This is a genomic window from Nocardia asteroides, from assembly GCA_019930625.1.
Classification (GTDB): domain Bacteria; phylum Actinomycetota; class Actinomycetes; order Mycobacteriales; family Mycobacteriaceae; genus Nocardia; species Nocardia sputi.
Map to the genome: position 1 here is coordinate 7,172,937 of CP082844.1, position 25,962 is coordinate 7,198,898.

Sequence of the window (25,962 nt, forward strand, 5' to 3'; positions counted from 1 at the left end):
CGACGATCCTATCCGGCCCGATTCCGGCCATACCGCCATGGTCCACGCCCCTTTTCCCGCCGCACGTCACGAAGGACAGCCGGTCTTCGCAACCCGTTACCGGGCGGGAGAAAGCGGGCGGGAATCACTTGGTGTTGGAGGGGACGAACGGGGGGCGGACGATTTCGCAACGCAGGCGGCGTCCGCGGACGTCGACCTCGACCTCGGCGCCGGGTTCGATGGCGGCCGCGGTATCCAGCAGAGCCAGCGCGATTCCGACCTTCAGGGTGGGCGAGAAGGTGCCGGACGTGGTCGAGCCGACCGGCTCGCCGTCACGCAGCACGGTTTGCCCTTGCCGGAGCACACCGCGGTCGAGCGCTCTGAGCCCCAGCAGGATTCGGCGCGGACCGTCCGACTTCTCCTGTTCCAGAGCGGCCTTGCCCCAGAACTCCGGCTTCTTCCAGCCGACCGCCCACCCGCAGCGCGCCTGCACCGGGGAGATGTCCGGCGAGAGTTCGTGTCCGTGCAAGGGGTAGCCCATCTCGGTGCGCAGGGTGTCGCGGGCGCCGAGCCCGGCCACCTGGCCCTCGGCGGCGCGCACCCGCTCGGCCAGAGCACGGAACAGCGCCTCGGCGTCGTCCCAGCGCGGCAGCAACTCGTAACCGTGCTCGCCGGTGTAGCCGGTGCGGCAGACGCGCACGGGGCGGCCGTCCCATGCGGCGTCGGCGTAGGCCATGTACTCGAGGTCGGCGGGCAGCCCGAGCGCGGTCAGCACCTCGGCCGAACGCGGACCCTGCACGGCGAACACGGCGTAGTCGCGGTGCTCGTCGGTGACCGTGACGCCCTCGGGGGCGGACTCACGCAACGCGGCGACGACCGCCGCGGTATTGGCGGCGTTCGGTACCAGGAAGATCTCCTCGTCGCCCACGTAGTAGGCGATCAAGTCGTCGATCACTCCCCCGTTCGGGGCGCAGCACAGGGTGTATTGCGCCTTGCCCGCCCCGATTCGGCCGAGGTCGTTGGTGAACGCCGAGTTCACGAACGCCGCGGCGCCCGGGCCGCGTACCGTCGCCTTGCCGAGATGGCTGACGTCGAACAGTCCCACCGTGGCGCGAACCGCTTGGTGCTCGGTCACGGTGCCCGCGTAGGACACCGGCATCTCCCACCCGCCGAACGGCGCGAAGGTGGCGCCCAGCTCGACGTGCACGGCGTGAATGGGTCCCTGCAGGAGGCTCGTCTCGGTCACCAGCCGAGCTTATCGGGGACCGATCCGCGAAGTTCCGGCTCGCCGCGCTAGGGCCGGAACCACATGGGGATGAGGGTCGGACCTTTCTCCGGCAGAGTGTGGGTCGTCCCGGTCGGCGCGAACCCGCAGCGGCTGTAGAGCCGAGCGGACCGTTCGGTGCTCGCCTCGAGGAACGCGGGAACAGCCGCTTCGGAAGCGGCCTTCAAGCGGTCGGCGAGGATCACCGCACCGACCCCTTTGCCGCGGTGCTCCGGCCTGGTGACGATCACTTGCAGGTACCGATGCGGAAATTCCCGGGGATGCTCGCGGGCGAGCAGGTCGGTCAGATACGCCACCCGCCGCAGCACGCCCATGTCGGGAGCCTGTTCGGCCATGGTCCGCATCTCGGCGGCTTCCTCGGCGAATCGCTCGACCGAGGTGACGTGCTGCCAGATCGAGACCGACCATATCTCCTCGCCCGCTCCTGCGACCCAGATCTCGTCGTCGCGCAACGCCCGATCGATGACGCCCGGCACGAAGGCCGTGCGGATGCCCGGGTCGGATTGACCTTCCAGTACCCAAGCCGTCACCACCTCGTCGGCGCCGGCCGCGCCGAACGCCTCGATCAGTGCGTCCCGGTCCCGGGCTCCTGCCCGGCGAGCGGCGATTTCCATCCGCCATCCCCTTCCACTGAACATCGTGTTTCGACTCTCAATCTAGGCAGGTCAGCACGATCTCGGTATTATTTCGTCACACTCGTTCGTGTGTCGAAATGGAGCCCCGCATGACGTGCGCGCTCTGCCGCAACGACCTGGCGCAGCCCGCCCGTGGCCGACGGCGCAAGTACTGCTCCCGCTCCTGCCAGGCACGCGCCTACCGCGCCCGCCGCGCCGCGATCCCGATGCGCCGCGCCACCCGCCCAGCGCGGCTCACCGCCGTCGGCATCGCCCGCGTGGCGGTGGAGTTGGCCGACCGCGACGGGATCGACGGCCTCACCATGCGCCGCCTGGCCGGCGCACTCGGCGTCGCGACGGCCACCCTCTACCGTCACTTCCCCGACCGCGAAGCGCTGCTGGCGAGCATGGCCGAGCTGGTGCTCGACGAGATCCCGCCGCCGGCCGCCGAGTGCACCGGCTGGCGCCCTCGGCTACGGCACGAGTCGCACGAGGAGTGGCGCCTCTACCGCAGGCATCCGTGGATGTTGCCGCTGCTCGCGCGCACCCGCCCGCCGCTGGGTCCCGCGCTGCTGGACATCCTGGAACGAAACTTCGCCGCCCTCGACCACCCCGGCCTGACCGGGCGAACCGGACTCACGATCTATCTCGCGCTGTCGGGCCTGGTCCAGGGCCTGGCGCTGCTGTGGAGTTCCGATCGCGCCGATCGGCTCGGCGATCCGCGCCGCGCCGCCGAGGCGGCCGCGCCGCACCACGATTTCGCCGAGTTGCTCGACCCGGCGATCCGCCCCGTGCTGCACCGCGTGCTCACCGAGCTGGACTCCGATTTCGAGATGGACTTCGACGACCTGCTCGCCACCGCGGTGGAACTCCTGCTCGACGGCGTCGCGGTGCGACATCGGGAACGCACCGAATAACCTGTGCCAATGACCGCTGTTGCAGATCGCTCGCTCGGACCGGAACTGGCACGCACCGAGACCATCGGCGCGGACACCGATGTGCTCGTCATCGGGTTGACCTCCTCGGAGGACGGCCCCGTCATCGTGCCCGAGGACATGTTCGGCGACGTGCTCACCGCCGAGGTGCGCGGCGAGTTGCTCGATCAGCTCGGAGTGGTGGGAGCGAAGGGTAAGGCCGAGGAGCTGACCCGCATCCCGGCGCCGGCGGGGCTGGACGGAGTGGCCAGCGTCCTCGCCGTCGGCCTGGGTTCCGCCGACAAACTCGACGCCGAGCAGATCCGCCGCTCGGCCGGTGTCGCCGCCCGCGCGCTCTCCGGCACCGAACTGGTGGTGACCACGCTGTCCGGGCTCGACATCGCCGCCGCGGCGGAAGGCTTCTACCTGGGCGCCTACTCGTTCACGCCGTTCCGATCGGGCAAGTCCGCGCCCAAGCCGGACGAGCGGCCCGTCGCCCGGGTCGAGCTGCTGGTCCCCGAGCCGGGATTCGGCGAAGAGGCGCTGTTCCGGGCGCAGCTCACCGCCGAGGCGGTCGCCACCGCACGGGATTTCGTGAACACCCCGCCCAGCCACCTGTTCCCCGCCGAGTTCGCCTCCCGTGCGCGTGAACTCGCCGAGGCCGCGGGCCTCACCGTGGAGGTGCTCGACGAGAAGGCGCTGGAAGCAGGCGGTTACGGCGGCGTGCTCGGCGTGGGCAAGGGTTCCTCGCGACCGCCGCGCCTGATCCGGATCACCTACGCGGGTGGCCCGAAGAAGGTGGCGCTGGTCGGCAAGGGCATCACCTTCGACACCGGCGGCATCTCCATCAAGCCCGCGCAGAACATGGAGAACATGACCTCCGATATGGCGGGCGCGGCGGCCGTGATCGCCACGACGCTGCTCGCCGCGCGGCTGAGCCTGCCGATCACCGTCACGGCCACGGTGCCGATGGCGGAGAACATGCCGTCGGCCACCGCCCAGCGCCCCGGCGACGTGCTCACCCAGTACGGCGGCACCACCGTCGAGGTGCTCAACACCGATGCCGAGGGCCGTCTGATCCTCGCCGACGCGATCGTGCGCGCGAGCGAGGACGAGCCGGAGTACCTGATCGACGTGGCCACCCTGACCGGAGCGCAGATGGTCGCGCTCGGCACCCGCACGCCCGGCGTGATGGGCACCGACGACTTCCGCGACCGGGTGGCCCGCATCTCCCGCGCGGTCGGCGAGAACGGCTGGTCGATGCCGCTTCCCGCCGAACTGCGCGCCGACCTGAACTCCAAGATCGCCGACCTGGCCAATGTCGCACCGCACCGCTGGGGCGGCATGCTCTCGGCCGGACTGTTTCTCGAGGAGTTCGTCCCGGAGAACGTGCAGTGGGCCCACCTCGATGTCGCCGGTCCGGCCTACAACACCGGCGGCCCGTTCGGCTACATCGGCAAAGGCGGCACCGGCGTCCCGGTCCGCACGCTGATCGCCGTGCTCCAGGACATCGCCGCGGAGTGAAGTCGGAGTGCGTCGTCCGGGGCGTCCCGGGCGACGCACTCGAGCGCACCCGGGAGTCTTCGGACACGCCCGCGGAAACCGGGCGGAACGGACGATCCGACGCCTCAGAGGTCGTACAGATCTCGCTCCAGTTCGCGCTGCCGCTCCACCCGCTTGCGGGCGTCGTAGTCGCGCATCCGCTGCGGATAGCCGGTCTTGTGGACGTCGTAGACGGGGATGTGCAAATCCTTGGCAAGTCGTCGCGCCCCGCGCTCGCCGACGATCCGGCGCGTCCATTCACCATCAGCGGCAACAAGGACGACTGTGACATCTGTCACCGTGGTCTTGGGTTCGATATAGCCCTCGACGCCCACATGCGTGCGCACCCAGTCGGCCAGATACCGGGCATCCTCCCCGGCCACCGAACCCCCACGTAGAGCGCGGCCACCCCGAGTAGCGCCGCGGCGGAAACGATCTAGCAAACCCACCGACGCCGACCTCCTTTCCTGCACCGGAGAATGTTCACCGCCGGTCTTCCCATACTGCCAGCTCTGTGCAGTTGGCCGCCCTGTGCTACATGGCTTGCGAGCGAGTGCAAGGATGGACCGCGGTACAAGAACCACACACGGATCTCCGGTGCCACGCACAATGATCGGTGGCTTCCGGACTACCGTCGCGACCCGCGGCGGGCGTCCGCAGCGAGATCAACTGTTGTAGAACCCCGTCGAGCAGTCAGAGGAGTCAACGGACATGGCCTTCTCCGTCCAGATGCCCGCTCTTGGTGAGAGCGTCACCGAGGGAACGGTGACCAGGTGGCTGAAGCAGGAAGGAGACACGGTCGAGGTCGACGAGCCGCTGCTCGAAGTCTCCACCGACAAGGTCGATACCGAAATCCCGTCCCCCGCGGCGGGTGTGCTGTCGAAGATCGTCGCGAACGAAGACGACGTGGTCGAGGTCGGCGGCGAACTGGGTGTCATCAGCGAGCCCGGCGAGGCGGCATCGTCGGCCCCCGCACCTGCTCCGGAAGCCGCGGCGCCCGCCCAGGAGGCTCCCGCCCCTGCTCAGGAGGAGCCCGCGCCGCAACCCCAGGCCACTCCCGCCCAGGAGGCCGCGCCCGCCGCCCAGGCCGCGCCCGCGTCGTCCGGTGACGGCACCGCGGTGAAGATGCCGGAGCTCGGCGAGTCGGTCACCGAGGGCACCGTCACCCGCTGGCTGAAGTCGGTCGGTGACGAGGTCGCCGTCGACGAGCCGCTGCTCGAGGTCTCCACCGACAAGGTCGACACCGAGATCCCCTCGCCCGTGGCGGGCACCCTGCTGGAGATCACCGCGCAGGAAGACGACGTCGTGGCCGTCGGTGGACAGCTCGGCGTGATCGGCAGCGGTTCCCCGGCGGCCGCCGCCCCGGCTCCCGCACCGGCCCCGGCTCCCGCACCGGCCCCGAAGCCCGAACCGGCCCCGGCTGCCGCCGCGCCCGCTCCGGCTCCGGCTCCGGCCCCCGCTCCGGCTCCGGCCCCCGCTCCGGCTCCGGCTCCCAAGCCCGAACCGGCCCCCGCGCCCGCCGCCGCGGGTGCCGAATCCTCCAACGGCGCAACCCCCTACGTCACGCCGCTGGTCCGCAAGCTGGCCGAAGAGAACAACGTCGACCTGTCCTCGCTCACCGGTTCCGGTGTCGGCGGGCGTATCCGCAAGCAGGACGTGCTCGCCGCCGCCGAGGCGAAGAAGGCTCCGGCTGCCACGGCGACCGCGACCGCTCCCGCCCCGGCGAAAGCGCCCTCCGCGCCCGTCGTGGCGAGCCCGGAGCTGGCCCACCTGCGCGGCACCGTGCAGAAGGCCAACCGCATCCGCCAGATCACCGCGACCAAGACCCGCGAGTCGTTGCAAACCACCGCGCAGCTGACCCAGGTGCACGAGGCCGACGTCACCAAGATCGCGGCGCTGCGCAAGCTGGCCAAGGCGGCGTTCAAGGAGCGGGAGGGCGTCAACCTGACGTTCCTGCCCTTCTTCGCCAAGGCCGTGGTCGAGGCGCTGGGCGTGCACCCGAACGTCAACGCCAGCTACGACGAGTCCAGCAAGGAGATCACCTACCACGCCTCGGTGCACCTCGGCATCGCCGTCGACACCGAGCAGGGTCTGCTGTCCCCGGTGATCCACAACGCCAGCGACCTGTCGCTGGCCGGACTGGCGCGCGCCATCGCCGACATCGCCAACCGGGCCCGCAACGGCGGACTCAAGCCCGACGAGCTGGCCGGCGGCACCTTCACCATCACCAACATCGGCAGCCAGGGCGCGCTGTTCGACACGCCGATCCTGGTTCCGCCGCAGGCGGGCATGCTCGGCACGGGTGCGATCGTCAAGCGCCCGGTCGTGGTGACCGACGAGACCGGTAACGAGTCCATCGGCGTCCGCTCGATGTGCTACCTGCCGCTCACCTACGACCACCGCCTGATCGACGGCGCCGACGCGGGCCGCTTCCTGACCACGATCCGCCACCGGCTCGAGGAAGCGGCGTTCGAGGCCGATCTCGGGCTGTGAGGAAGGTTCCGCGGCACGTATGAAGGTCGTGATCGCCGGCTCGTCGGGGTTGATCGGGACAGCGCTCGTCGCGGCTCTGCGCCGCGACGGGCACGACGTCGCCCGGCTGGTGCGCAGAACAGCGGCGGGCCCGGACGAATTCGCCTGGAACCCGGCCCGCGCCCAGCTGGACGAGCGGGCGTTGCGCGGCGCGGACGCCGTGGTCAACCTGTGCGGCGCGGGCGTCGGCAGGCGGCGCTGGACCGGCAGCTTCAAACAGGAGTTGCGCGACAGCCGGATCACACCGACCGACGTGCTGGCCGGCGCGGTCGCCGCCGCGGGAGTGCCGGTGCTGCTCAACGCCAGCGGCGTGCACTATTACGGTGGCGACACCGGCGATCGAGTGGTGGACGAAACCTCCCCCGCCGGTTCCGGCTTCCTGGCGACGCTGTGCCGGGACTGGGAGAAAGCTACCGAGCCCGCCACCGCCGCCGGTGTGCGCACGGTGCTGCTGCGCAGCGCCGTGGTGCTGTCGGGTGCCGGAGGCATGCTCGGGATGCTGCAACCGCTGTACGCGCTCGGGTTGGGCGGGCGGCTGGGCAGTGGCCGTCAGTACGTGCCGTGGATCTCGATGGCCGACGAGATCGGCGCCGTGCTCTTCGCGCTCACCCACGACACGGTGTCCGGTCCGATCAACGTGGTCGGCCCCGCTCCGGTCACCAACGCCGAGTTCAGCCGCGCGCTGGGTCGTGCGCTGCGGCGTCCCACTCCGCTGGTGGTGCCCGCGTTCGCGCTGCGTGCGGTGGTCGGCGAGATGGCGCAGGAGGCGATCCTGCGCGGGCCAAGGGCGATTCCGACTGCCCTCGAGGAGGCGGGCTACCGGTTCGACCACCCCACCATCGGCGCAGCGCTGGCCGACGCGGTAGGACGATCCGGAGACGCTCGATGACCGATCGACTCGACACCGGGCTCGCCACCGTCATCCGCGACGCGACCACCGATGACCTTCCGGCGATTCTCGACATCCACAACGCGAATATCGCCGCGTCCACCGCGATCTGGGACACCGAGCGGGTCGGCCTGGACGAGCGCCTCGGCTGGTTCCGCGCCCGCACCGGCGCGGGGTTGCCCGTGCTGGTCGCCGAGTTCGACCGCGAGTTGGCGGGTTACGCGAGCTACGGGCCGTGGCGCACCAAGTCGGGATACCGCTACACGGTCGAGAACTCCGTCTACGTCGACGAGCGCTTCCACCGTCGCGGCATCGCCACGGCGCTGCTCACCGAGCTGATCGAACATGCGCGCCGGGCGGGCGCCGTGCACGCCATGATCGCGGCCATCGAATCCGGCAACACCGGTTCGATCCTCCTGCACGAGCGCTTCGGCTTCCGGACCGTCGGGGTCCTGCCCGAAGTAGGCCACAAGTTCGGCCGCTGGATGGACCTGACCCTCATGCAATTGACTCTGCCCGTCGACGTGCCCTGAATCGGCAGCCGCAGGACCCTCGCATACCGCGTTCACACTTCGCAGATGCACCAGGCGGCGTGCGGCGCTATGCGCCCGATCCGAGATCGCGTGGGGCACGGCCGTGCTCGGCATAGGTCACCCAAGTGGTGCAACCCGATTCGACACGTGACGTTCAGGCCTGTTCCAAGACTTGGCCGAAGCGCGGACACTTCTCGGCCACCCCTGAACCGAGCGGATCGACGCGCTGTGCGAGCGCCTGGATTCGGATCGGGACGCGCAGTTCGACCCCACCCGCCCGCAGCTCTCCGATGGAACTGCCGGGAATCGGCGCTACCGATCGGTATGAGCTTGCTTCGAGCAAGAAAGCCGGACACTCCACGCTCCCGCAATACTCACGTTCGGGATGCGAGATCATCCGGTCGGATCCCTCGGCCGCTGGACCACGGCGTGGCAGGCACAGCAGCAATCTCTCAGCGCTGCCCTGGCAACCCACTGCCGCTGTGGCCGTTCCCACATCGAGGTGCTGGAACCGGCTGACCCCTGGGCGTACCGTCATGCTGTGACCCACACGCGCACCACCCTGTCCGCCCGGTCCGACACGACTCCGATCGTCGTCGAGGATCTCGGACTCATCGACTACCACGCCGCCTGGGACCTGCAACGCAGCATCGCCGAGCAGCGGGCCGAGGGCAGCGGATCCGATCATCTGCTGCTGCTCGAACACCCCTCGGTCTACACCGCGGGCCGCCGCACCGAGGACGAGGACCTGCCGATCGACGGCAGCCCGGTGGTGCAGGTCGACCGCGGCGGCAAGATCACCTGGCATGGCCCCGGTCAACTCGTCGGCTACCCGATAGTGCGGCTGGCCGAGCCGATCGACGTCGTCGACTATGTGCGCCGCCTCGAGGAGGCGTTGATCACCGTCTGCACCGGCCTCGGCCTCGTCTGCGGGCGGGTCGAGGGCCGCTCCGGCGTCTGGCTGCCCGCCACCGAGTTCTACGCCGAACGCAAGATCGCCGCGGTGGGCGTGCGCGTGCAGCGGGGCGTCGCCTTGCACGGCGTCTCGTTCAACTGCAACGCCGCCATGGACGGGTTCCAGGCCATCGTCCCGTGCGGCATTCGCGATGCGGGCGTCACCACCCTGACTCGTGAACTCGGTCGCGAGGTGACCGTGGCCGAGGTCAAGCCGCTGGTGGCCGACGCCATCATCCGCGCACTCGACGGCGAGCTGCCGGTCAGCGCGCACGATATCGCGCGCGTCACCCCTGGCGACACCCCTCCGCAGTCTCGAGCCGCGACGGCGTAAGGTCGATCGAGTGACCTCAGTCGACACCCCGACACCACACAACGCGGCCACGGCAGCCGAACCTGCTGCGGCACTCCCGGGTCCCGCCGTGGCTACGCAGGCCACCTCCTCCGGGCCCGACGCTCGCGCCGCGAACGGCCGCAAGCTCCTGCGCATCGAAGCCCGCAACGCGGAAACCCCCATCGAGCGCAAGCCCAAGTGGATCCGTACCCGCGCCACCATGGGCCCGGAGTACTCCGAGCTCAAAGGCTTGGTCAAGCGCGAGGGCCTGCACACCGTCTGCGAGGAAGCGGGCTGCCCCAACATCTTCGAATGCTGGGAAGACCGCGAGGCCACGTTCCTGATCGGCGGCGAACAGTGCACCCGCCGCTGCGACTTCTGCCAGATCGACACCGGCAAGCCCGCCGCCCTGGACCGCGACGAGCCCCGCCGCGTCGCCGAAAGCGTCCAGGCCATGGGCCTGCGCTACTCCACCATCACCGGCGTGGCCCGCGACGACCTGGACGACGGCGGCGCCTGGCTCTACGCCGAAACCGTCCGCGCCATCAAGCGTTCGAATCCCCACACCGGCGTGGAGCTGTTGATTCCCGACTTCAACGCCGACCCCGACCAGCTCGCCGAGGTGTTCTCCTCGCGCCCGGAAGTGCTGGCGCACAACCTCGAAACGGTCCCCCGCATCTTCAAACGCATCCGCCCGGCCTTCCGCTACGAGCGCTCCCTCGCGGTCCTGACCGCCGCCCGCGAAGCCGGTCTGGTCACCAAATCCAACCTCATCCTCGGCATGGGCGAAACGCCGGAGGAAGTCACCCAGGCCATGCGCGACCTGCACGAGGCAGGCTGCGACATCCTCACCATCACCCAGTACCTGCGCCCGTCCCCGCGTCACCACCCCGTCGACCGCTGGGTGAAGCCGGAGGAATTCGTGGAGCACTCGAAGGCGGCCGAGGAAATGGGCTTCGCAGGCGTGATGGCCGGTCCCCTGGTCCGCTCCTCCTACCGGGCGGGTCGGCTGTACGCCCAGGCGATGGCGCATCACGGTCGCGAAATCGCGCCGGAGATGGCACATCTCGCCGAGGAAGGCACAGCGTCGCAGGAAGCCAGCTCCGTGCTGGCCCGCTTCGGCAGCTGACTGCGTGGGAGGTCGAGTCCGAGGTGGAACCGACCTCTTCCAGCGTATCTTCGTCCAATTACATCTCGCCTGCGAGCGTCATACCGAGTTCGGTCTCCTCGACGACCCCTCGCTCGATCAAATTGTCGAGATCTGCGGTCAACGTCGCCCGAATATCTGATCGAACACGTGTCCAGCCGAAAACAGCGGCCACCTCGGACAGGAGTTCTTCGCGCCGAACTCCCAGACAGTCGGCGATGACGTTGCGTATGGCAAGCTGTCGCTCAATTATCGGTATCTGCCGGACCAAGCGGCCGCCGCGGGAAGCCGCTGTCCGCACAGACTGCAGCTCACGAGCAGGCAAATCGTATGCAGCGCCGAGACGGACAACTGCCTCTTTCCTATCGAGCCAACGCAGAACTTCCCGGATCCGCACTTGGATGACCGGACCCGACCTACCTACGCCCCAGGCCGTTCGCACACGTGTGAATAACAGCTCCTCCTCAACCGGCCGGCGTTGGATATAGCGCATCGCTGCGCTTCGCGCACCTTGTCACGTCTCGCGAAGAACTCCCGCAGCAGATCCGCCACGACCCGGACCGCCGCGCCGACCGCTTCGACCGCACCCGACTGCGTCAGCCACTGTTCCAGCGACCTATGTGAAACATCGGCCAATGCAATCACTCGGCAGACATCGCGCGCAGTGGCTAGTGTCCGCGGTCTATCGAGACCGAGTTCATCTGCGATCTCGATAGCTGCTCGATAGGTGGACTCCAGCTGATTTGCTGCAGCCTTGAAGTCCCGGCTGATCCGCCTCGCGGCAGACTCAGTCCAATTCCCAGGATCGAGTCCGGGCGGCGACAGCTCGGCCAGCGACTGTTCCGCATCGCTGATCTCCGCAGTAAGCCGTGTCGACATCTCGTACCAATGCTTGCCTGCGACCTCTTCCGCCGCAGCCTGGGCGCGTCGCACCAATCGCAAGTCGGCAACGAAGGTTTTCTGCCCGAGGGCATTTCGTTACCTCCGATCAGTCACGGACGCCGGCAATGCTCCGACGCCTGATCGACCAATGTCCGCAAAGCGCTCCGCTAGACCGAACGTTGAAGTACATGGCCAGGCCCGGTTCGATGCGCAAGTCAACAGGCATCGAGGCGATCGCCGCCATCCAGATCCCTGCGGGCTCGAACACCGTCACGCAGGAGGACTACCAACCCGCCCGCGACGCCTTCCTGAGCGTCGCGCAGCTCCTTGTAAGCCACTTAATCTAAAGCAATGCTTCTGCTATTATACTTTTCGCAGTATTAGATATAGTAAAGTTAGATTTGGTTGCACTTTCGTCCAGAGGAGACGCCATGGGCTGGCCGCCGCACCGCACCGAGAGCCGCCCCTGGCACCCTCGCCACCGCCAGGGGTCGCGCGCCGACCGAACTCTCACCGAGATCGAAGTCTCGATACCACCCCGGATCGCCGATCTCACGTACTCGGTCGGGGGCACCGTCGCACGAGCGCACGAGGACGCCGTGATCGCGGTCGTTCGCCTCGAGGCGGGCTACGGTCAACATCTGGCGCCGTTGGCCGACTTCTTGCTCCGTAGCGAATCCGTGGCGTCATCGAAGATCGAGCACATCGACGCGGGCTGGCGAGCATTCGGCCGAGCCGTCGCCGGCGGAAAGGCGAGCGAGGAGGCGAAGTCACAGCTGGCTGCGGTACGAACGTTGGCCGCACTGGTCACCGCGGCCGGCGATGGTCCGATCACACTTGCCTCCTTGCTCGAGGCACACCGTCTGCTGATGGCTCCCGATTACTACACCGCGCAGGACTCGGGCAGGCTGCGGACGGTGCAGAACTGGATCGGAGGCAGCGACTACACACCGATCGACGCGCTGTTCGTTCCGCCCCCGCCGGAGCTCGTCACGGAACTGATGGACGATTTGGTCACTTTTGTCGGCCGTAGCGATCTGCCGATCCTTGCGCAGGCCGCTATCGCGCACGCCCAGTTCGAATCCATCCATCCGTTCACCGATGGCAACGGCCGGATCGGGCGTGCCCTCATCAGCGCGATCCTCCGCCGCCGCGGGCTGACTCAGCGGGTTACGGTTCCGTTGGCCTCAGCGATGCTCGCCGACACCGGCCGCTACTTCGCGCAACTGAACGGCTATCGCGAAGGGCACGTCGACGAGTTCGTCGAGTACGTCTCCACGGCGACGATTCATTCCTGTGAGGCCGCCCAAGAATCGGCCCGTGCGCTCGCCGATCTCCCAGCCCGGTGGCGCGCAATCGCCAGACCACGAGCGAATTCCGCCGACGAATCAGTACTGGCAGCCTTGCTCGACACACCGATATTCAACGCCGACACCGCGCAGAAGATGACCGGCACTACCGAAGCCAGCGTGTATCGGGCCCTCGGCAGGCTGACGGAAGCCGGTGTCCTCGAGGTGCTGTCGGAGAACAAGCGCAATCGCATCTGGGCGGCATCCGACGTCCTGGCCGAACTCGACGCACTCTCCGCCGCCATCGGCAAACGAACCACGCGGATATAGTCACCGCCACGGCGTCGACGCCCAGGTGATGGCGCGCTAACAGCACGAAATCCTCGCCATCACAGCACATCTCTCTCAAGAGAGCGCTGCATCCCAAGAAGCGAGCACCATCCTCCCACGCTTCGGCTACTGAGTCGCCGTGACCAGTTGCCGGCCACCGGACTCCACGGTATCGACGAAGCACCGCTTGCGTAGGCCAATCCACGTGGGTGACCTGCCGTGACCCGTCCGCCGAGCAGCAGAACCCGTCGGCCCGTCGTCTCTTCGGCGGCCAGCGCCGCACGCCTGTGTTCAGCCCGTAGACTGACCTGTTCGGCGAGATCCTGCCAGACGCTCTGCTTACGATCTCGGACAACCGCTTTGATGATAAGTCGCTGCTAGATCTGCTCGACGACAAAGTCGGGATCTGGCGGGGAAGGTATGGTGTGGACGCATTCGGTGTGCTCGACAGGATTCTCGATGACTACCAGGCTTTCGTCTCCGGCTTCCTGAACATCAGGGACGCGGAGGTCAAGCACAAGGTCGAGACGGAGATTGCCAACGGGCTGTTGTGGCCAGAACCCTGGCTGGCGCTGAATCCGGCGTTCGAACCGGGCGGAACTGTCTCCGAGCTCGTCGACCACGACCTACTACACCCGGGCGCACGCGAAATTTTTCGCATCAGGACCGAGGAGGATCGGTTCGGGCGCGAGATTCCATTCCACCGGCACCAGACCGACGCGTTCGCCGTCGCCCGTCGCGGCGAATCGTATGTGCTCACCACCGGCACTGGTTCCGGCAAGTCGATGTCCTACATCGTGCCGATCGTAGACCGGGTGCTGCGGGACGGTTCCGGTCATGGGATCAGGGCGATCGTCGTGTATCCGATGAATGCCCTTGCGAACAGTCAGCTCGGTGAGCTGGAGAAGTTCCTCGGCCGCGATAACCCGGAGGTCACCTTCGGTCGTTACACCGGCCAGGAAACCCGCGCGGAGCGCGACGACATGTTGCAGAACCCGCCGGACATCCTGTTGACGAACTACGTGATGCTCGAGTTGCTGCTCATCAGGCCCCGGGAACGGACGGGGCTGATCGCAAGCGCGGCGGATCTGGCCTTCCTGGTGCTCGATGAGCTGCACACATATCGGGGTCGTCAAGGTGCCGATGTGGCTATGCTCATACGACGATTGCGGGGAGCGGTAGGGGGACGACGGCTACAGTGCATCGGCACGAGCGCCACGCTCGCGGGTCCTGGAACGAGAGCCGAGCAGCGTCACCAGGTCGCTGAACTGGCTACTCGGATCTTCGGTACCCGGATTCCCGCGCACAACGTCATCGGCGAGACTCTGCGCCGCGCGACATCGGGCGAGGTCGACACTCCAGCGTTGTCTGCTCGGCTCCACGCACCGACGCCGTCGACGTGGGAGGAGCTGCACTGTGACCCGCTGTCGGTCTGGACCGAACGGACCTTCGGACTGCGCGAGGACGAAGGCGAACTCGTTCGGCAGGTTCCGACTCGACTCAGGACTGCCGCCGAGAAGCTGGCAGAACAGACCGGAGCCGACCAAGGCATCTGCGAGCAGAAGCTGCGCGAACTGCTGCTCGCAGGCTCCAGGGCGCGCGACGACAAGGGCCGCCCGCTGTTCGCGTTCAAGTTGCACCAATTCATCGGCAAAGGCGACACCGCATACGCGACCCTCGAGCCGCCCGGAAACCGCTATCTGACTACCCAGTATCAGCGCAGCTCTCCCGTGGGCGCGAAGGGACAACCCCTGTTTCCCCTCGCGTTCTGCCGCGAATGCGGCCAGGACTATCTCGTCGTCAGTCTTGACAGTGGCGCGGAAAAGTTCAGTCCTCGAATCCTCAGCGGTGGTCGTGGGGAGCAGGCAGAGGCGACCGGTCTGTTATTCCTCACAGACCAGCCGTGGCCTGCGGCGAACGACCCGGCCATTGCCGATTTCGTGCCCGATGATTGGGTGGTCGAGTCCGGCAGCCACCGCGTGCTCGACAAAGCAAGGCGAAACCGGTTGCCCGAGATCTATCGGGTCGATTCCTTCGGCACGATCACCGACGACGGCCTTCCCGTCGCCTTCTTTGAGACGCTGCATTTCTGCCCCACCTGCAAGACCAGCTACGAAAGCGCCCAGCAGTCCGAATTCTCGCGGGTCGCGAGCCTGGGCACGGAAGGACGTGCCAGCGCGGTCACCGTGTTGTCGCAGGCAGTCGTGCGTACGTTGCGCACAGGGGAGGATCTCGACGCGGATGCCCGCAAGTTTCTGGCCTTCTCCGACAACCGGCAAGATGCCAGCCTGCAAGCGGGTCATTTCAACGATTTCGTTCTCGTCGGCCTGGTGCGCTCCGCCCTCTATCGCGCCGCTCTCACCCAACAGGAAAGGCAGGCCGACGAGCCTCTGACCGACGAGAACCTCGGATCGCGAGTGGTCGCCGCGCTCGGTGGCGAGCCCGCCGACTTCGCCAAGGACGCGTCCACTGCGAATGAGCGAATCCCGCGCACCAGGATCACTCGCGCATTACGCGACGCCGTCACCTATCGTCTGTGGGCCGACCTGAAGCGTGGTTGGCGAATTACCATGCCCAACCTGGAGCAGACGGGGCAGTTGCGGCTGACCTACTTCGGCCTCGAGGAACTCGCCGAAGACGATTCGGTGTGGGCGGCTTGCGGCGAGCCGCTTGCCGGTGCGGAACCGTCGACGCGCCATCAACTGATGCAAGTTCTGCTCGATGAACTGCGCCGCAAGCTGTGCATCGAATCGGAGTTCCTCACCGAGGAGAAGTACGACAGCATCAAGCGCGCCAGTCAGGAGTGGCTCCGCGCGCCATGGGCGTTGTCCGACGAGACCGGTGTGTACGCGGGCACCGCCTACCCCGGAAGCCGTCCGAAATTCGAACCCGGCTCCGGAGCCGACCACTACCTGTCCGGGCTCGGCGCGTATGGACGCTGGCTGCGCCGACCCGACCGCTTCCCGCTGTATGATCATCCGCTCAAACCCGCCGACGCGGACATCGTCATCGAGTCGCTGCTGAAAGTCATGGCTCGTGAGGGCGTTCTCGCCAGAATCGAGGAGCGCAACCGTCGCACCGGATACCGAATCCGCGCCGATCTCATCGAGTGGCGCGCGGGCTCAGGGGAATTCCGGGTGCCTGATCCGATCCGCGGGAACCAAGTCGAGGGGCGTGTCAACCCGTTCTTCCGCCGCTTCTACGCCGAAACCGCCGCGCGGCTGGTCGGGCTGGAAGCTCGTGAGCACACCGCCCAGGTGGACTCGATCAAGCGTAAAGAGCGTGAAAAGTTGTTCGGGGCGGCGAAGCTGCCGGTTTTGTACTGCTCGCCCACTATGGAACTCGGCGTAGACATCAAAAGCCTCAATGTCGTCGGTATGCGCAACGTTCCCCCTACCCCGGCGAACTATGCTCAACGTTCCGGGCGCGCTGGACGATCCGGCCAGCCCGCTGTCGTGCTGACCTACTGCGCCACCGGAAATGCCCACGACGCTTATTACTTCGGACGCAGCCAGGACATGGTCGCCGGAGCGGTCGCGCCACCGCGGCTCGAGCTCGGGAACCAGGACCTCGTACGCGCCCATGCGCACTCGATCTGGCTGGTGATCTGCGATCTCGACCTCAAAGCCAGCATGGTGGATCTCCTCGAGATCGACGAACCAGGCCAGCCGCTGCGCGCTGAGGTGCGTGCGGCCATCGAATCTCCGGCCAATCGAGCGCGTGCTGTGCGCGCGATCGCCGCGGTCCTCGAGACAACCGAGGAAGTCACCTGGGCGGAGTGGTGGACCGACAGGTGGGTTGCCGACACGGTGGACAACGCAGCTCGGCGATTCGATATGGCCGCCGACAGGTGGCGCGACCTCTACCGAGAAGCACTGGTGGAACTCGATGCCGCCAATGACGTCCTCAAAACGATCGGCGCGTCCGAGGCCGACAAACGTCAAGCGCGAGGTCGCATTTCGGAGGCTCGCGCGGCGCTGGACCTGCTGCGGGGGCAAGTCGACGACATCGCCCAGGGGGATTTCTATCCCTACCGGTATTTCGCCTCCGAGGGATTCCTGCCCGGCTACTCGTTCCCGCGACTTCCCTTGGCCGCTTTCATTCCGGCGGAGCGACGCACCAGGAACGGCCAAGGCGACTATGTCCAACGGCCGAGATTCCTCGCGATCAGCGAGTTCGGTCCCGGCGCCTTCATTTACCACGAAGGCGCCCGCTACGAAGTGAACCGGGTGAGTCTGCCGGCGCGTGAAGACGGCACCGGAGTGAACATCACAGAGATCAAACGCTGCAATGCTTGCGGCTACTTACATGAGATGAACGGCCCGACCAGTGTGGAGATCTGCGACCACTGCGGCGCGGATTCGCTCGAAACCCTCGACCGGATGATGCGCCTGATTTCGGTCAAGACTCGTCGCCGTGACCGCATCAGCGCCGACGAGGACGAGCGCCAGCGCGCCGGTCATGAAGTGGTCACGACCCTGCGGTTCGTCCCACACGGTGAGCGCGCCGGGCAGCTCACCAGCACAGTGCTTGTCGACGGCGCCACCGTGGGCACCATGACCTATGGCGACACCGCATTGATCCGGCGGATGAACATCGGGCTGCGTCGCCGCAAGGACAAACACATCAAGGGGTATCTACTCGACACTCTGGAAGGCCGGTGGGCGCGGGAAGCGGACCTCGGCAAGAACACCGATGGTGAGGTGCCACGGATCCGGCGGGTCGTGCCCTATGTGGAGGACCACCGCAATGCACTGGTGCTGCACCTCGACCCGGCCATCCCGAACGACGTGCGAGTGGCGGCCATGTATGCCCTCAAACGCGCCATCGAAGCCGTTTACCAACTCGAGAGCAACGAACTGGCAGCCGAGCCCCTGCCTGGCGGCACCGGCGATCATGCCTGGTCCCGTCTGCTGTTCTTCGAGGCCGCCGAGGGCGGAGCCGGAGTACTGCGCCGGCTGGCGACAGAGGACGGGCATATCCGTGAGGTGGCCCGCAAAGCACTCGAGATCCTGCATTTCGACCCTGATACCGGAGCCGACCTCGGCCACGCCGAGCACGCCGCGGAGGACTGCGCCCAAGCGTGCTACGACTGTCTGCTGTCCTACAGCAACCAATGGGATCACCAGCGGCTCGACCGGCACTGTGTCACGGAGCTGTTGCGGGATCTGATGCGCGCCGACATCGAGGTCGGCGCGGGCGGGGAAGATCGTGCCGCGCAATTGCGACGTCTCGCGGCGCAGAGCAACACCCTCGAGCGACGGTTGCTCGCGCTGCTCGACGAGCATGGCTATCGGCTCCCGGATGCGGCCCAGCAACTTGTCGAGGGCTACTACGTTCGCCCCGACTTCGCGTTTCATACCAGCAGCGCGGATGTCGCGGTGTTCATCGACGGACCTGTGCACGATTCGGCGCATCGAGCCGAGAAGGATACGCAGGCCCGGACGAAGCTCGTTGATGAAGCCGGGTGGATGGTTTTGCGGTTCCGTTACACAGACGACGATGCCGAATGGCTCCAGACCATCAAGGACAATCCTGACGTGTTCGGTACCGGAAGGGTCGGCGCGTGACCACCACTGAATTTCCGCCCGGCGCTTTGGTACACGCGCGCGGCAGGGACTGGCTCGTACTCCCCGGCGGTCCCGAAGGGCTGGTGCTTGCCCGCCCCCTTGGCGGCCGGGAGGACGAAACCACAGTCCTACTACCAGAATTCGACGTCCCGGCCCTCGCCACGTTCCCCCCGCCGAAGGTCGGCGACCGGGGTGACGCCGCCCGGGCTCGGCTGTTGCGTGACGCCCTGCGCCTGTCCTTCCGGGCCACCGGCGGACCGTTTCGCTCCTTTGCGAACTTGGCGGTGACGCCGCGGAATTACCAGCTGGATCCGCTCATCATGGCCACCGCGCAGGACACCACCCGACTGCTCATCGCCGACGGTGTCGGCGTAGGCAAGACAGTCGAAGCGGGTCTGATCGCCGCCGAACTGCTCGCCACCGGGGACGCGCAACGCCTGGCCGTGCTGTGCTCGCCGCAACTCGCACCGCAGTGGCAAGCCGAGCTGCGCGGCAAGTTCGGCATCGAGGCACAACTGTTGCTGCCGTCGACGGTGAACCGGCTGAAGGTCCCCTGGGGCTCCACCATCTATGAGCACTACCCCTACCTGGTGGTCTCCACCGACTTCATCAAGCAGCGCAGCCGACGCGACGAATTCGTGCTCCACTGCCCCGAACTCGTCATCGTGGATGAAGCGCACACAGCGGTGGCCGCCGGCACTGTCGGCAACACACAGGCGCATTTGCGTTACACCGTGCTGCGCAAGATCGCCGACGATCCGGCCCGGCATCTTCTGCTGCTCACGGCCACCCCGCACAGCGGCGACGATCATGCCTGGCAGTCGCTTATCGGACTACTAGATCCCCGGCTCGCGCAGCTTCCGGCCGATTTGTCCGGGCGAGACCGGGAGGAGGACCGCAAGCTACTGGCGAAGTTCATGATCCAACGCCAGCGCGGCGACGTCCGCAAGTATGTCGACGGTGAAAACACCCCGTTCCCGAAGCGCGAATCCACTGAACTCAGCTACACGCTCGCCCCCGCCTACCGCGCCCTGTTCGATGACGTCATGGCGTTCGCGCGCCAGCAGGTAAGCGATCCGGGGCTGAACACGGTGCGGCAACGAGTGCGGTGGTGGTCGGCGATCGCGCTACTGCGCTGTCTCGCGTCGAGTCCTGCCGCGGCGGAGCAAACATTGCTCAAGCGCTCAGCGCTCGCGTCCGTCGACAAAGCGGACGACGCCGATGCCCTGGCCGTCCCACGGGTGCTCGATGGCGACTTGGACGAAGCGCTGGAAGGCGAGGACGCCGCGCTCGGCGCCGACACCACCGATCCCGATGCGCCGGACCGTTCGACACGTCGCCGACTGCGCGAGCTCGCGGCCGCCGCCGCGGCGCTGAAAGGTCCGGCAGCGGACGCGAAGCTGGGACGGCTGATACCTATACTTCGGGATCTGATCGAAGACGGCTATCACCCGATCGTGTTCTGCCGCTATATCCCTACCGCCGAATACCTCGCCGACCACCTGCGCACCGCGCTTTCCAAGAAACATCGCGACCTGCGTGTCGAAGCGGTCACCGGCCTTCTTCCCCCGGAGGAGCGAGAGGACCGGATCGCGGGATTGACCGAGCACGACGGTGCGCGGCTGCTCGTCGCGACGGACTGTCTGTCGGAAGGCATCAACCTCCAGGACGGCTTCACCGCGGTCGTGCACTATGACCTTGCCTGGAACCCGACCCGTCATGAGCAGCGCGAGGGTCGCGTCGACCGGTTCGGCCAACGCGCGGGCACCGTCCGCACCGTCACCTACTACGGCGAGGACAACGGCATCGACGGCGTTGTCCTCCAGGTGCTGATCCGGCGGCATGAGAACATTCGGCGCAGCACCGGGATCTCGGTACCGGTCCCGGTCGACTCGACCACCGTGATGAAAGCGATCTGGGAGTCGTTGTTGTTGCGGGGCACCGCCACCGACCAACTCGCCTTGGACTTCGGCGGTGCGACCTCCGATTCGCTGGCCGCCGCGGTGGATGTGCGGTGGAGCGACGCCGCGCAGCGCGAGAAAGCCTCCCGCTCACGGTTCCGCCAGGTCGGACTGCCCCGTGAGGAGGTCGTCGACGTCCTCACCGCGGTACGGCGCTCGCTGGGCGGCCCCGCCGACGCCGAAACCTTCACCCGCGATGCCTTGTCTTTGTTGTCCGCGCAGATCAGCCCCACCGACGAGGGATTCACCGCTCGTATCGACACACTGCCGCCCGCGGTGCGTGATCAGCTTCCTCCGGTCAAGGATCACCGCCTGTTCTTCCACCGGTCCTTCCCCGTACCACCGGGCCACAGTGTGCTGACTCGCACCGATCCGACAGTGGAAGCGCTGGCTCGGTATGTGCTCGATGCCGCGCTCGACGCCGACCTCGACCCGCAACTGCGCCCCACTCGACGCACCGGAGTGCTGCGCTGCGCCGGTGTCGACAAGGTGACCACGCTGCTTGTCGTCCGCTTCCGGCTCGAAGTGGTGATTCCGGGTTCCCGCGCCACCATCACACAGATGGCCGAAGAGGCACGGTTTCTCGCTTTCACCGTCGCCGCCGACGCCGTGACGTGGTTGCCCGACGACGCCGTCGAAACGCTGCTGGGGCACCGACCCAGCGGCAACGTCGCTGATGCGCTGGCCAGAACCCAGCTAGAGCGCGCGCTCGGCCGGCTCGATTCCGTGGCTGATCAACTGCTCGACTGCGGCGAACGGGTCGCGGAGACCGTCGCCGACGACCACCGCAAGGTGCGCGCCGCGCGCAAAAGCGGCGGACGCGCGGTCAAGGTCCGGCTGCTGCCGCCGCCCGACGTGCTCGGCGTGTATGTCTACCTTCCCGATAGGAGTGGCTCGTGAGCGGGCTGTCGTCGTTCCGGTCCGTCCGCGCCATCGGCACCGTCCTGCCCAGCGAAGCACTCTCGCGTGGCGCCGAGCTGCGGATGCCCGGCCAGAGCGCCGCCGCCTACGTCCTGCCTCCCGGCATGACGATCAACGCGGCCATTGCCCGTGCCTGGGAAGCGATGCTCGCCACGCATCGCGAGTGGCAACACACCCTGGACCGTCTGCCGTCGGGCGACCCGGCCATCAAGGTGACGCGCGAGAAATGGCTGCTGCCACTGCTGTACGAACTCGGCTGGGGACGTCCCGAAGTCCTCGCCGCCGGCCTGGATGTCGCACCTGGCCTGGGCGAGACGACCGGGCGACACTTTCCGATCTCCCATCGCCTGTCTTGGCCGGATGCGGCGAACCCGGCAGTGTGGACACCGGTTCACCTGACCGGCGCCGGAGTTTCGCTGGACACCAAGACGGCGGGTGTCGTCGCCCGCGCGCCTCAGTCGATGATGCAGGACTATCTCAACCGCGAGGACAACGCGCTGTGGGGTTTGTTGTCCAACGGCCACACACTGCGTCTGCTGCGTGACGCCTCCACGCTGTCGAAACAGTCCTATGTCGAATTCGACCTCGGTGATATCTTCACCAACCAGCGCTACGCCGACTTCCGGCTCCTGTTCCTCACGGCCCATGCCAGCCGCTTCGCGCCGCAGGAGCAAGCACCCGCACCGGCGTCCGACGACGCCGAAGCAGCGCCGGTCACGCTCACCGCGGAGAGTTGCTGGCTGGAGAAATGGCGCACCACCGCTATCGATGACGGTGCTCGGGCTCTGCTCACCTTGCAACAGGGAGTGGCACGAGCGCTGCAACACTTGGGCACCGGCTTCCTCGGCCATCGGGCCAATTCCGCCCTGCGCGACACGCTGGCCGCCGCGCCGGACGCCGATCGAGACCTACAACGCGCTCTGCTGCGCATCGCCTACCGGCTGATCGTGCTGTTCGTCGCCGAAGACCGCGACCTGCTGCACACCTCCACCGTCGATCCGCAAGCCCGCCGGATCTACGCGGAACACTTCTCCACCGCCCGGCTGCGCCGCATGGCGAACGCGCACGCCGGTAGCAGACATACCGACCTCTGGGACGCCCACCAGATCGTCACCGACGCTCTCGCCGGAGAAGGACTGGCCGTACTCGGATTGAGTGGCCTCGAGGCCTCGCTCTTCTCCCGCGACGCGCTGGGCATCCTTATCGGCGCCCGGCTACCCAACCACGCATTCCTCGCCGCGATTCGGGCGCTTTCCCAGATCGACGATCCGGTGACAGGCACACCGCGCCCGGTGGATTACCGCAACCTCGACAGCGAGGAACTCGGCGGCATGTACGAGGGATTGCTCGCCTACACTCCCCGCTACGACGCCACCGCGCGCACATTCACCCTCGACACCGCCGCCGGCCACGAACGCAAGAAATCCGGTTCCTACTACACCCCCTCCGAACTGATCGACCTCGTCCTCGATGAAGCCCTCGACCCGCTCATCGACGAGTCCCTGCGCACTTCGCACGCCGAACAGTCCCTGCTCGGCCTGACCGTTATCGATCCGGCTTGCGGCAGTGGACATTTCGTCGTCGCGGCGGCACGGCGCATAGCCTCGGCGCTGGCGACCGTCCGTACCGGAGACACCGAACCGAACCCGGCCGCGCTGCGCGCCGCGACCGCCGATGTCATCGAAAGCTGTGTCTACGGTGTCGACCTGAACGATCTCGCCATCGAGATCACCAAAGTCGCGCTGTGGCTGGAAGCGTTCGACGCCGAACGTCCCTTTCCGTTCCTGGACGCCCACTTCCGCGTCGGCAACGCGCTGCTCGGGACCACCCCGGCGCTGTTGCGCGACAATATCCCCGACTCGGCCTTCGTGGTGCTCGGTGACGACGATCGGGACTGGACCAGCAAACTCAAGGCCCGCAACAAGGCCGAGCGCCACGCCGACCTCGACCAACTCGCGTTCAGCTTCGGCCCGGAGACCCTCGACGTCGAAACCACCGCTTTCACCAAGAAGGCGCGGGACGCCGATACCGGCCACGCGGGATCTCTCCGTGCGATACGAGCCCGGGCCGACGCCTGGCGCGCCCTGGAAAGCGATCCTGATCTGCTCGCCGCGAAGCTCGTCGCCGACGCGTGGTGCGCGGCCTTCGTGCAGCCCAAGACCGAGCACTCCGGCCAGGGCATCACCCACGATACGCTCCGGCGTCTCGCCGAGGATCCCCGATCGGTGCCCGATACCGTCATCGCTCAGATCAACTCGTTGGCTCGCCGGTATCGGTTCTTTCACTGGCACCTCGAATTTCCCGGCATATTCACCGTCCCGGCCGAAGGCGGCGGCGACACCGCGACCGGTTGGACCGGCGGCTTCTCCTGTGTGCTCGGGAACCCGCCGTGGGAGCGGGTGAAGATCCAGGACAAAGAGTTCTTCGCGAACAACGGCCGCACCGACATCGAGGCCGCCAAGACCGCCGCGATCCGCAAGGCGATGATCGATGATCTGGCGCTGTCGGATCCCGACCTGTACCAGGCGTACCGGCAAGCGATCCACCGATCCGACGGCACCGCGCATATCCTGCTGCGCAGCGGCCGATACCCGTTGACCGGGCAAGGTGACGTCAATACCTACAGCGTATTCGCCGAAACCATGCGCACGGTGGTCGCGCCGACCGGTGCCGCTGGGATCATCACACCCACGGGCTTGGCCACGGACAAGACCACCGCCCCCTTCTTCGCCGATACGCTCCGCGCCAACCGCCTGCTCGCGTTCTACGACTTCGAGAACGAGGGGAAGATATTCCGGGATGTGGATCATCGTGTTCGATTCTCCATAACATGCATGACCGGGCCCGGCAGAGCAGTCGAGCGGACCCAGTTCGCGTTTCTCTCCCGCCGCATCGCCGACGTTCCCTCGCGACGGTTCGAACTCGCTCCGGGAGAAGTCCTGGCGATGAACCCGAACACCGGCACCCTGCCCATGTTCCGCAGCCGCGTCGACGCCGACATCACCCTCGGCATCTACCGTCGCCACCCCGTTCTCATCCGCGACGACGATCCCGATGGCAATCCTTGGAAACTCCGCTTCGCTCGGCTCTTCGACATCACAAATGACTCGCACTTCTTTTACCAGCCCAAAGATCTTGAGTTCGCTCGTTTCAATGGCTGGTCCTTCGAGGTCGAGAGCGGGGAAGAGTATGTACCACTGTATGAAGCAAAGATGCTCGGCCACTTCGACCATCGCTTCTCCACCTATCGTGGTGCCACGCAAGCTCAGCTCAACGTTGGCTCACTTCCACGACTGTCCTTGGAGCAGCACGACGACCCCCACTGCGAGTCGATCGCTCGCGTCTGGGTAGACCGAACCGAGGTGGCTGCAAGACTGGCTGGGAAATGGGAAAACGGCTGGCTGCTTGGCTGGCGAGACATTACAAATAAAGGAAACGAGCGCACGTTTGTTCCAGTTGTCCTTCCTCGCTCAGCCGTTGGAAACTCTTTCTACATTGCACTTCCGCAGAACCCGAAAAGCGTGGCGAATCTACATGCCACGTGGTCGTCGCTAGCGTTCGACTACGTCGCGAGACAGAAACTTAGCGGTTCGCATATGAATTACTTCGCGGCGAAACAGATTGCGTGCCCAGCACCGTCAACGTTTACTATGTCAGCGCCGTGGCAACGGGAGGTCACCATCACCCAATGGATTCAGCCATACATAGTCGAATTGTCCTACACGTCATGGCGATTGAAGCCCTACGCACTTGACTTGGGAGACGACGGCCCACCTTTCCACTGGGATCCCGACCGCCGAACCTTGCTCCGCGCCGATCTCGACGCCGCGTTCCTCCACATCTTTGGGCTCACCCGCGCCGAAGCCGAGCACGTCCTGGACTCCTTTCCTGTCATCCGCAAGTACGAGGAGCGAGACCTCGGCGAATACCGCACCCGCCGTCTCGTGCTCGAGGCCTACGACCGCATGGCGACCGCCATCGCGCGGGGCGGCTCGGGCTGGCTTCCGCTGTCGGGCACTCCGGCGGGAAGGGGACGCCGCCACCATCCCTCGTAGAGCGCGCCTCCGTTGCCGGCCATCCGGCTAAAGCTTCGATCCTGCCCGGAGCAGCCACGAGCCGGTGGCAGCAGTATGGCACTGCGCAGCTCACCACCGTCGGATCTCAGCGGACAGGGTAGCCGAACCTGCCCGCCAGTGAGATCGGCCTGCTTAGATCGAGCCTGCTCTCACGAAAACTAGTGCATCGCAACGCTGTTCCTGGTTCCATTGGATGGCGGTAGATTGTGC

Annotated in this window: 15 protein-coding genes; 12 read left to right on the forward strand and 3 right to left on the reverse strand. The window is 66.8% G+C overall.

The genetic code is table 11. From position 1 onward, the window contains the following. Window positions 1-124 precede the first annotated feature (124 nt). Window positions 125-1,225 (reverse strand): glycine cleavage system aminomethyltransferase GcvT, encoded by a 1,101-nt coding sequence (gene gcvT, locus K8O92_32440; GenBank protein UAK32338.1) that lies wholly within the window; start codon window positions 1,223-1,225, stop codon window positions 125-127. 47 nt (window positions 1,226-1,272) lie between these two features. Next, window positions 1,273-1,878, reverse strand: coding sequence for a GNAT family N-acetyltransferase (locus K8O92_32445; protein UAK32339.1), 606 nt, complete (start codon window positions 1,876-1,878; stop codon window positions 1,273-1,275). 110 nt (window positions 1,879-1,988) lie between these two features. Between K8O92_32445 and K8O92_32450 the strand changes: the two genes are divergently transcribed. Both K8O92_32450 and K8O92_32455 read left to right on the forward strand, forming a co-directional pair. After that, window positions 1,989-2,795: a TetR/AcrR family transcriptional regulator gene (locus K8O92_32450; GenBank protein UAK32340.1), complete on the forward strand. Its 807-nt coding sequence runs from the start codon at window positions 1,989-1,991 to the stop codon at window positions 2,793-2,795. Between the two features lie 9 nt (window positions 2,796-2,804). After that, window positions 2,805-4,316, forward strand: a complete 1,512-nt coding sequence (locus K8O92_32455) for a leucyl aminopeptidase (protein UAK32341.1) — start codon at window positions 2,805-2,807, stop codon at window positions 4,314-4,316. Window positions 4,317-4,420: 104 nt separating this feature from the next. Here the strand turns inward: K8O92_32455 and K8O92_32460 are convergent, their stop codons facing one another. Continuing rightward, window positions 4,421-4,783 carry an oxidoreductase gene (locus K8O92_32460; GenBank protein ID UAK32342.1) on the reverse strand — a complete coding sequence of 121 codons (363 nt, stop codon included), beginning with the start codon at window positions 4,781-4,783 and terminating at the stop codon, window positions 4,421-4,423. Window positions 4,784-5,045: 262 nt separating this feature from the next. Here K8O92_32460 and sucB point away from each other — a divergent pair, with 262 nt between their 5' ends. The 10 genes from sucB to K8O92_32510 all read left to right on the forward strand — a co-directional run bounded on the left by sucB (window position 5,046) and on the right by K8O92_32510 (window position 25,731). Beyond that, window positions 5,046-6,827, forward strand: a complete 1,782-nt coding sequence (sucB, locus tag K8O92_32465) for a 2-oxoglutarate dehydrogenase, E2 component, dihydrolipoamide succinyltransferase (protein UAK32343.1) — start codon at window positions 5,046-5,048, stop codon at window positions 6,825-6,827. 19 nt (window positions 6,828-6,846) lie between these two features. Then, window positions 6,847-7,755: a TIGR01777 family oxidoreductase gene (locus K8O92_32470; GenBank protein ID UAK32344.1), complete on the forward strand. Its 909-nt coding sequence runs from the start codon at window positions 6,847-6,849 to the stop codon at window positions 7,753-7,755. Next, a complete protein-coding gene (locus K8O92_32475; protein UAK32345.1) occupies window positions 7,752-8,288 on the forward strand; it encodes a GNAT family N-acetyltransferase in 537 nt (178 codons plus the stop codon). Before K8O92_32470 ends, K8O92_32475 begins: the two co-directional genes overlap by 4 nt. 385 nt (window positions 8,289-8,673) lie before the next feature. Then, complete coding sequence (gene lipB / locus K8O92_32480; protein ID UAK32346.1) at window positions 8,674-9,576, forward strand: lipoyl(octanoyl) transferase LipB; 903 nt, start codon at window positions 8,674-8,676, stop codon at window positions 9,574-9,576. Between the two features lie 88 nt (window positions 9,577-9,664). After that, a complete protein-coding gene (gene lipA, locus K8O92_32485; protein ID UAK36084.1) occupies window positions 9,665-10,705 on the forward strand; it encodes a lipoyl synthase in 1,041 nt (346 codons plus the stop codon). A 1,088-nt stretch (window positions 10,706-11,793) separates the two neighbouring features. After that, window positions 11,794-11,952, forward strand: coding sequence for a hypothetical protein (locus tag K8O92_32490; protein UAK32347.1), 159 nt, complete (start codon window positions 11,794-11,796; stop codon window positions 11,950-11,952). Window positions 11,953-12,036: 84 nt separating this feature from the next. Further along, window positions 12,037-13,224 carry a Fic family protein gene (locus K8O92_32495; GenBank protein ID UAK32348.1) on the forward strand — a complete coding sequence of 396 codons (1,188 nt, stop codon included), beginning with the start codon at window positions 12,037-12,039 and terminating at the stop codon, window positions 13,222-13,224. A gap of 425 nt (window positions 13,225-13,649) precedes the next feature. Further along, complete coding sequence (locus tag K8O92_32500; protein ID UAK32349.1) at window positions 13,650-18,794, forward strand: DEAD/DEAH box helicase; 5,145 nt, start codon at window positions 13,650-13,652, stop codon at window positions 18,792-18,794. Beyond that, window positions 18,791-21,655 carry a DEAD/DEAH box helicase gene (locus tag K8O92_32505; protein UAK32350.1) on the forward strand — a complete coding sequence of 955 codons (2,865 nt, stop codon included), beginning with the start codon at window positions 18,791-18,793 and terminating at the stop codon, window positions 21,653-21,655. Before K8O92_32500 ends, K8O92_32505 begins: the two co-directional genes overlap by 4 nt. Continuing rightward, window positions 21,652-25,731, forward strand: a complete 4,080-nt coding sequence (locus tag K8O92_32510) for an N-6 DNA methylase (GenBank protein UAK32351.1) — start codon at window positions 21,652-21,654, stop codon at window positions 25,729-25,731. Before K8O92_32505 ends, K8O92_32510 begins: the two co-directional genes overlap by 4 nt. Window positions 25,732-25,962 lie beyond the last annotated feature (231 nt).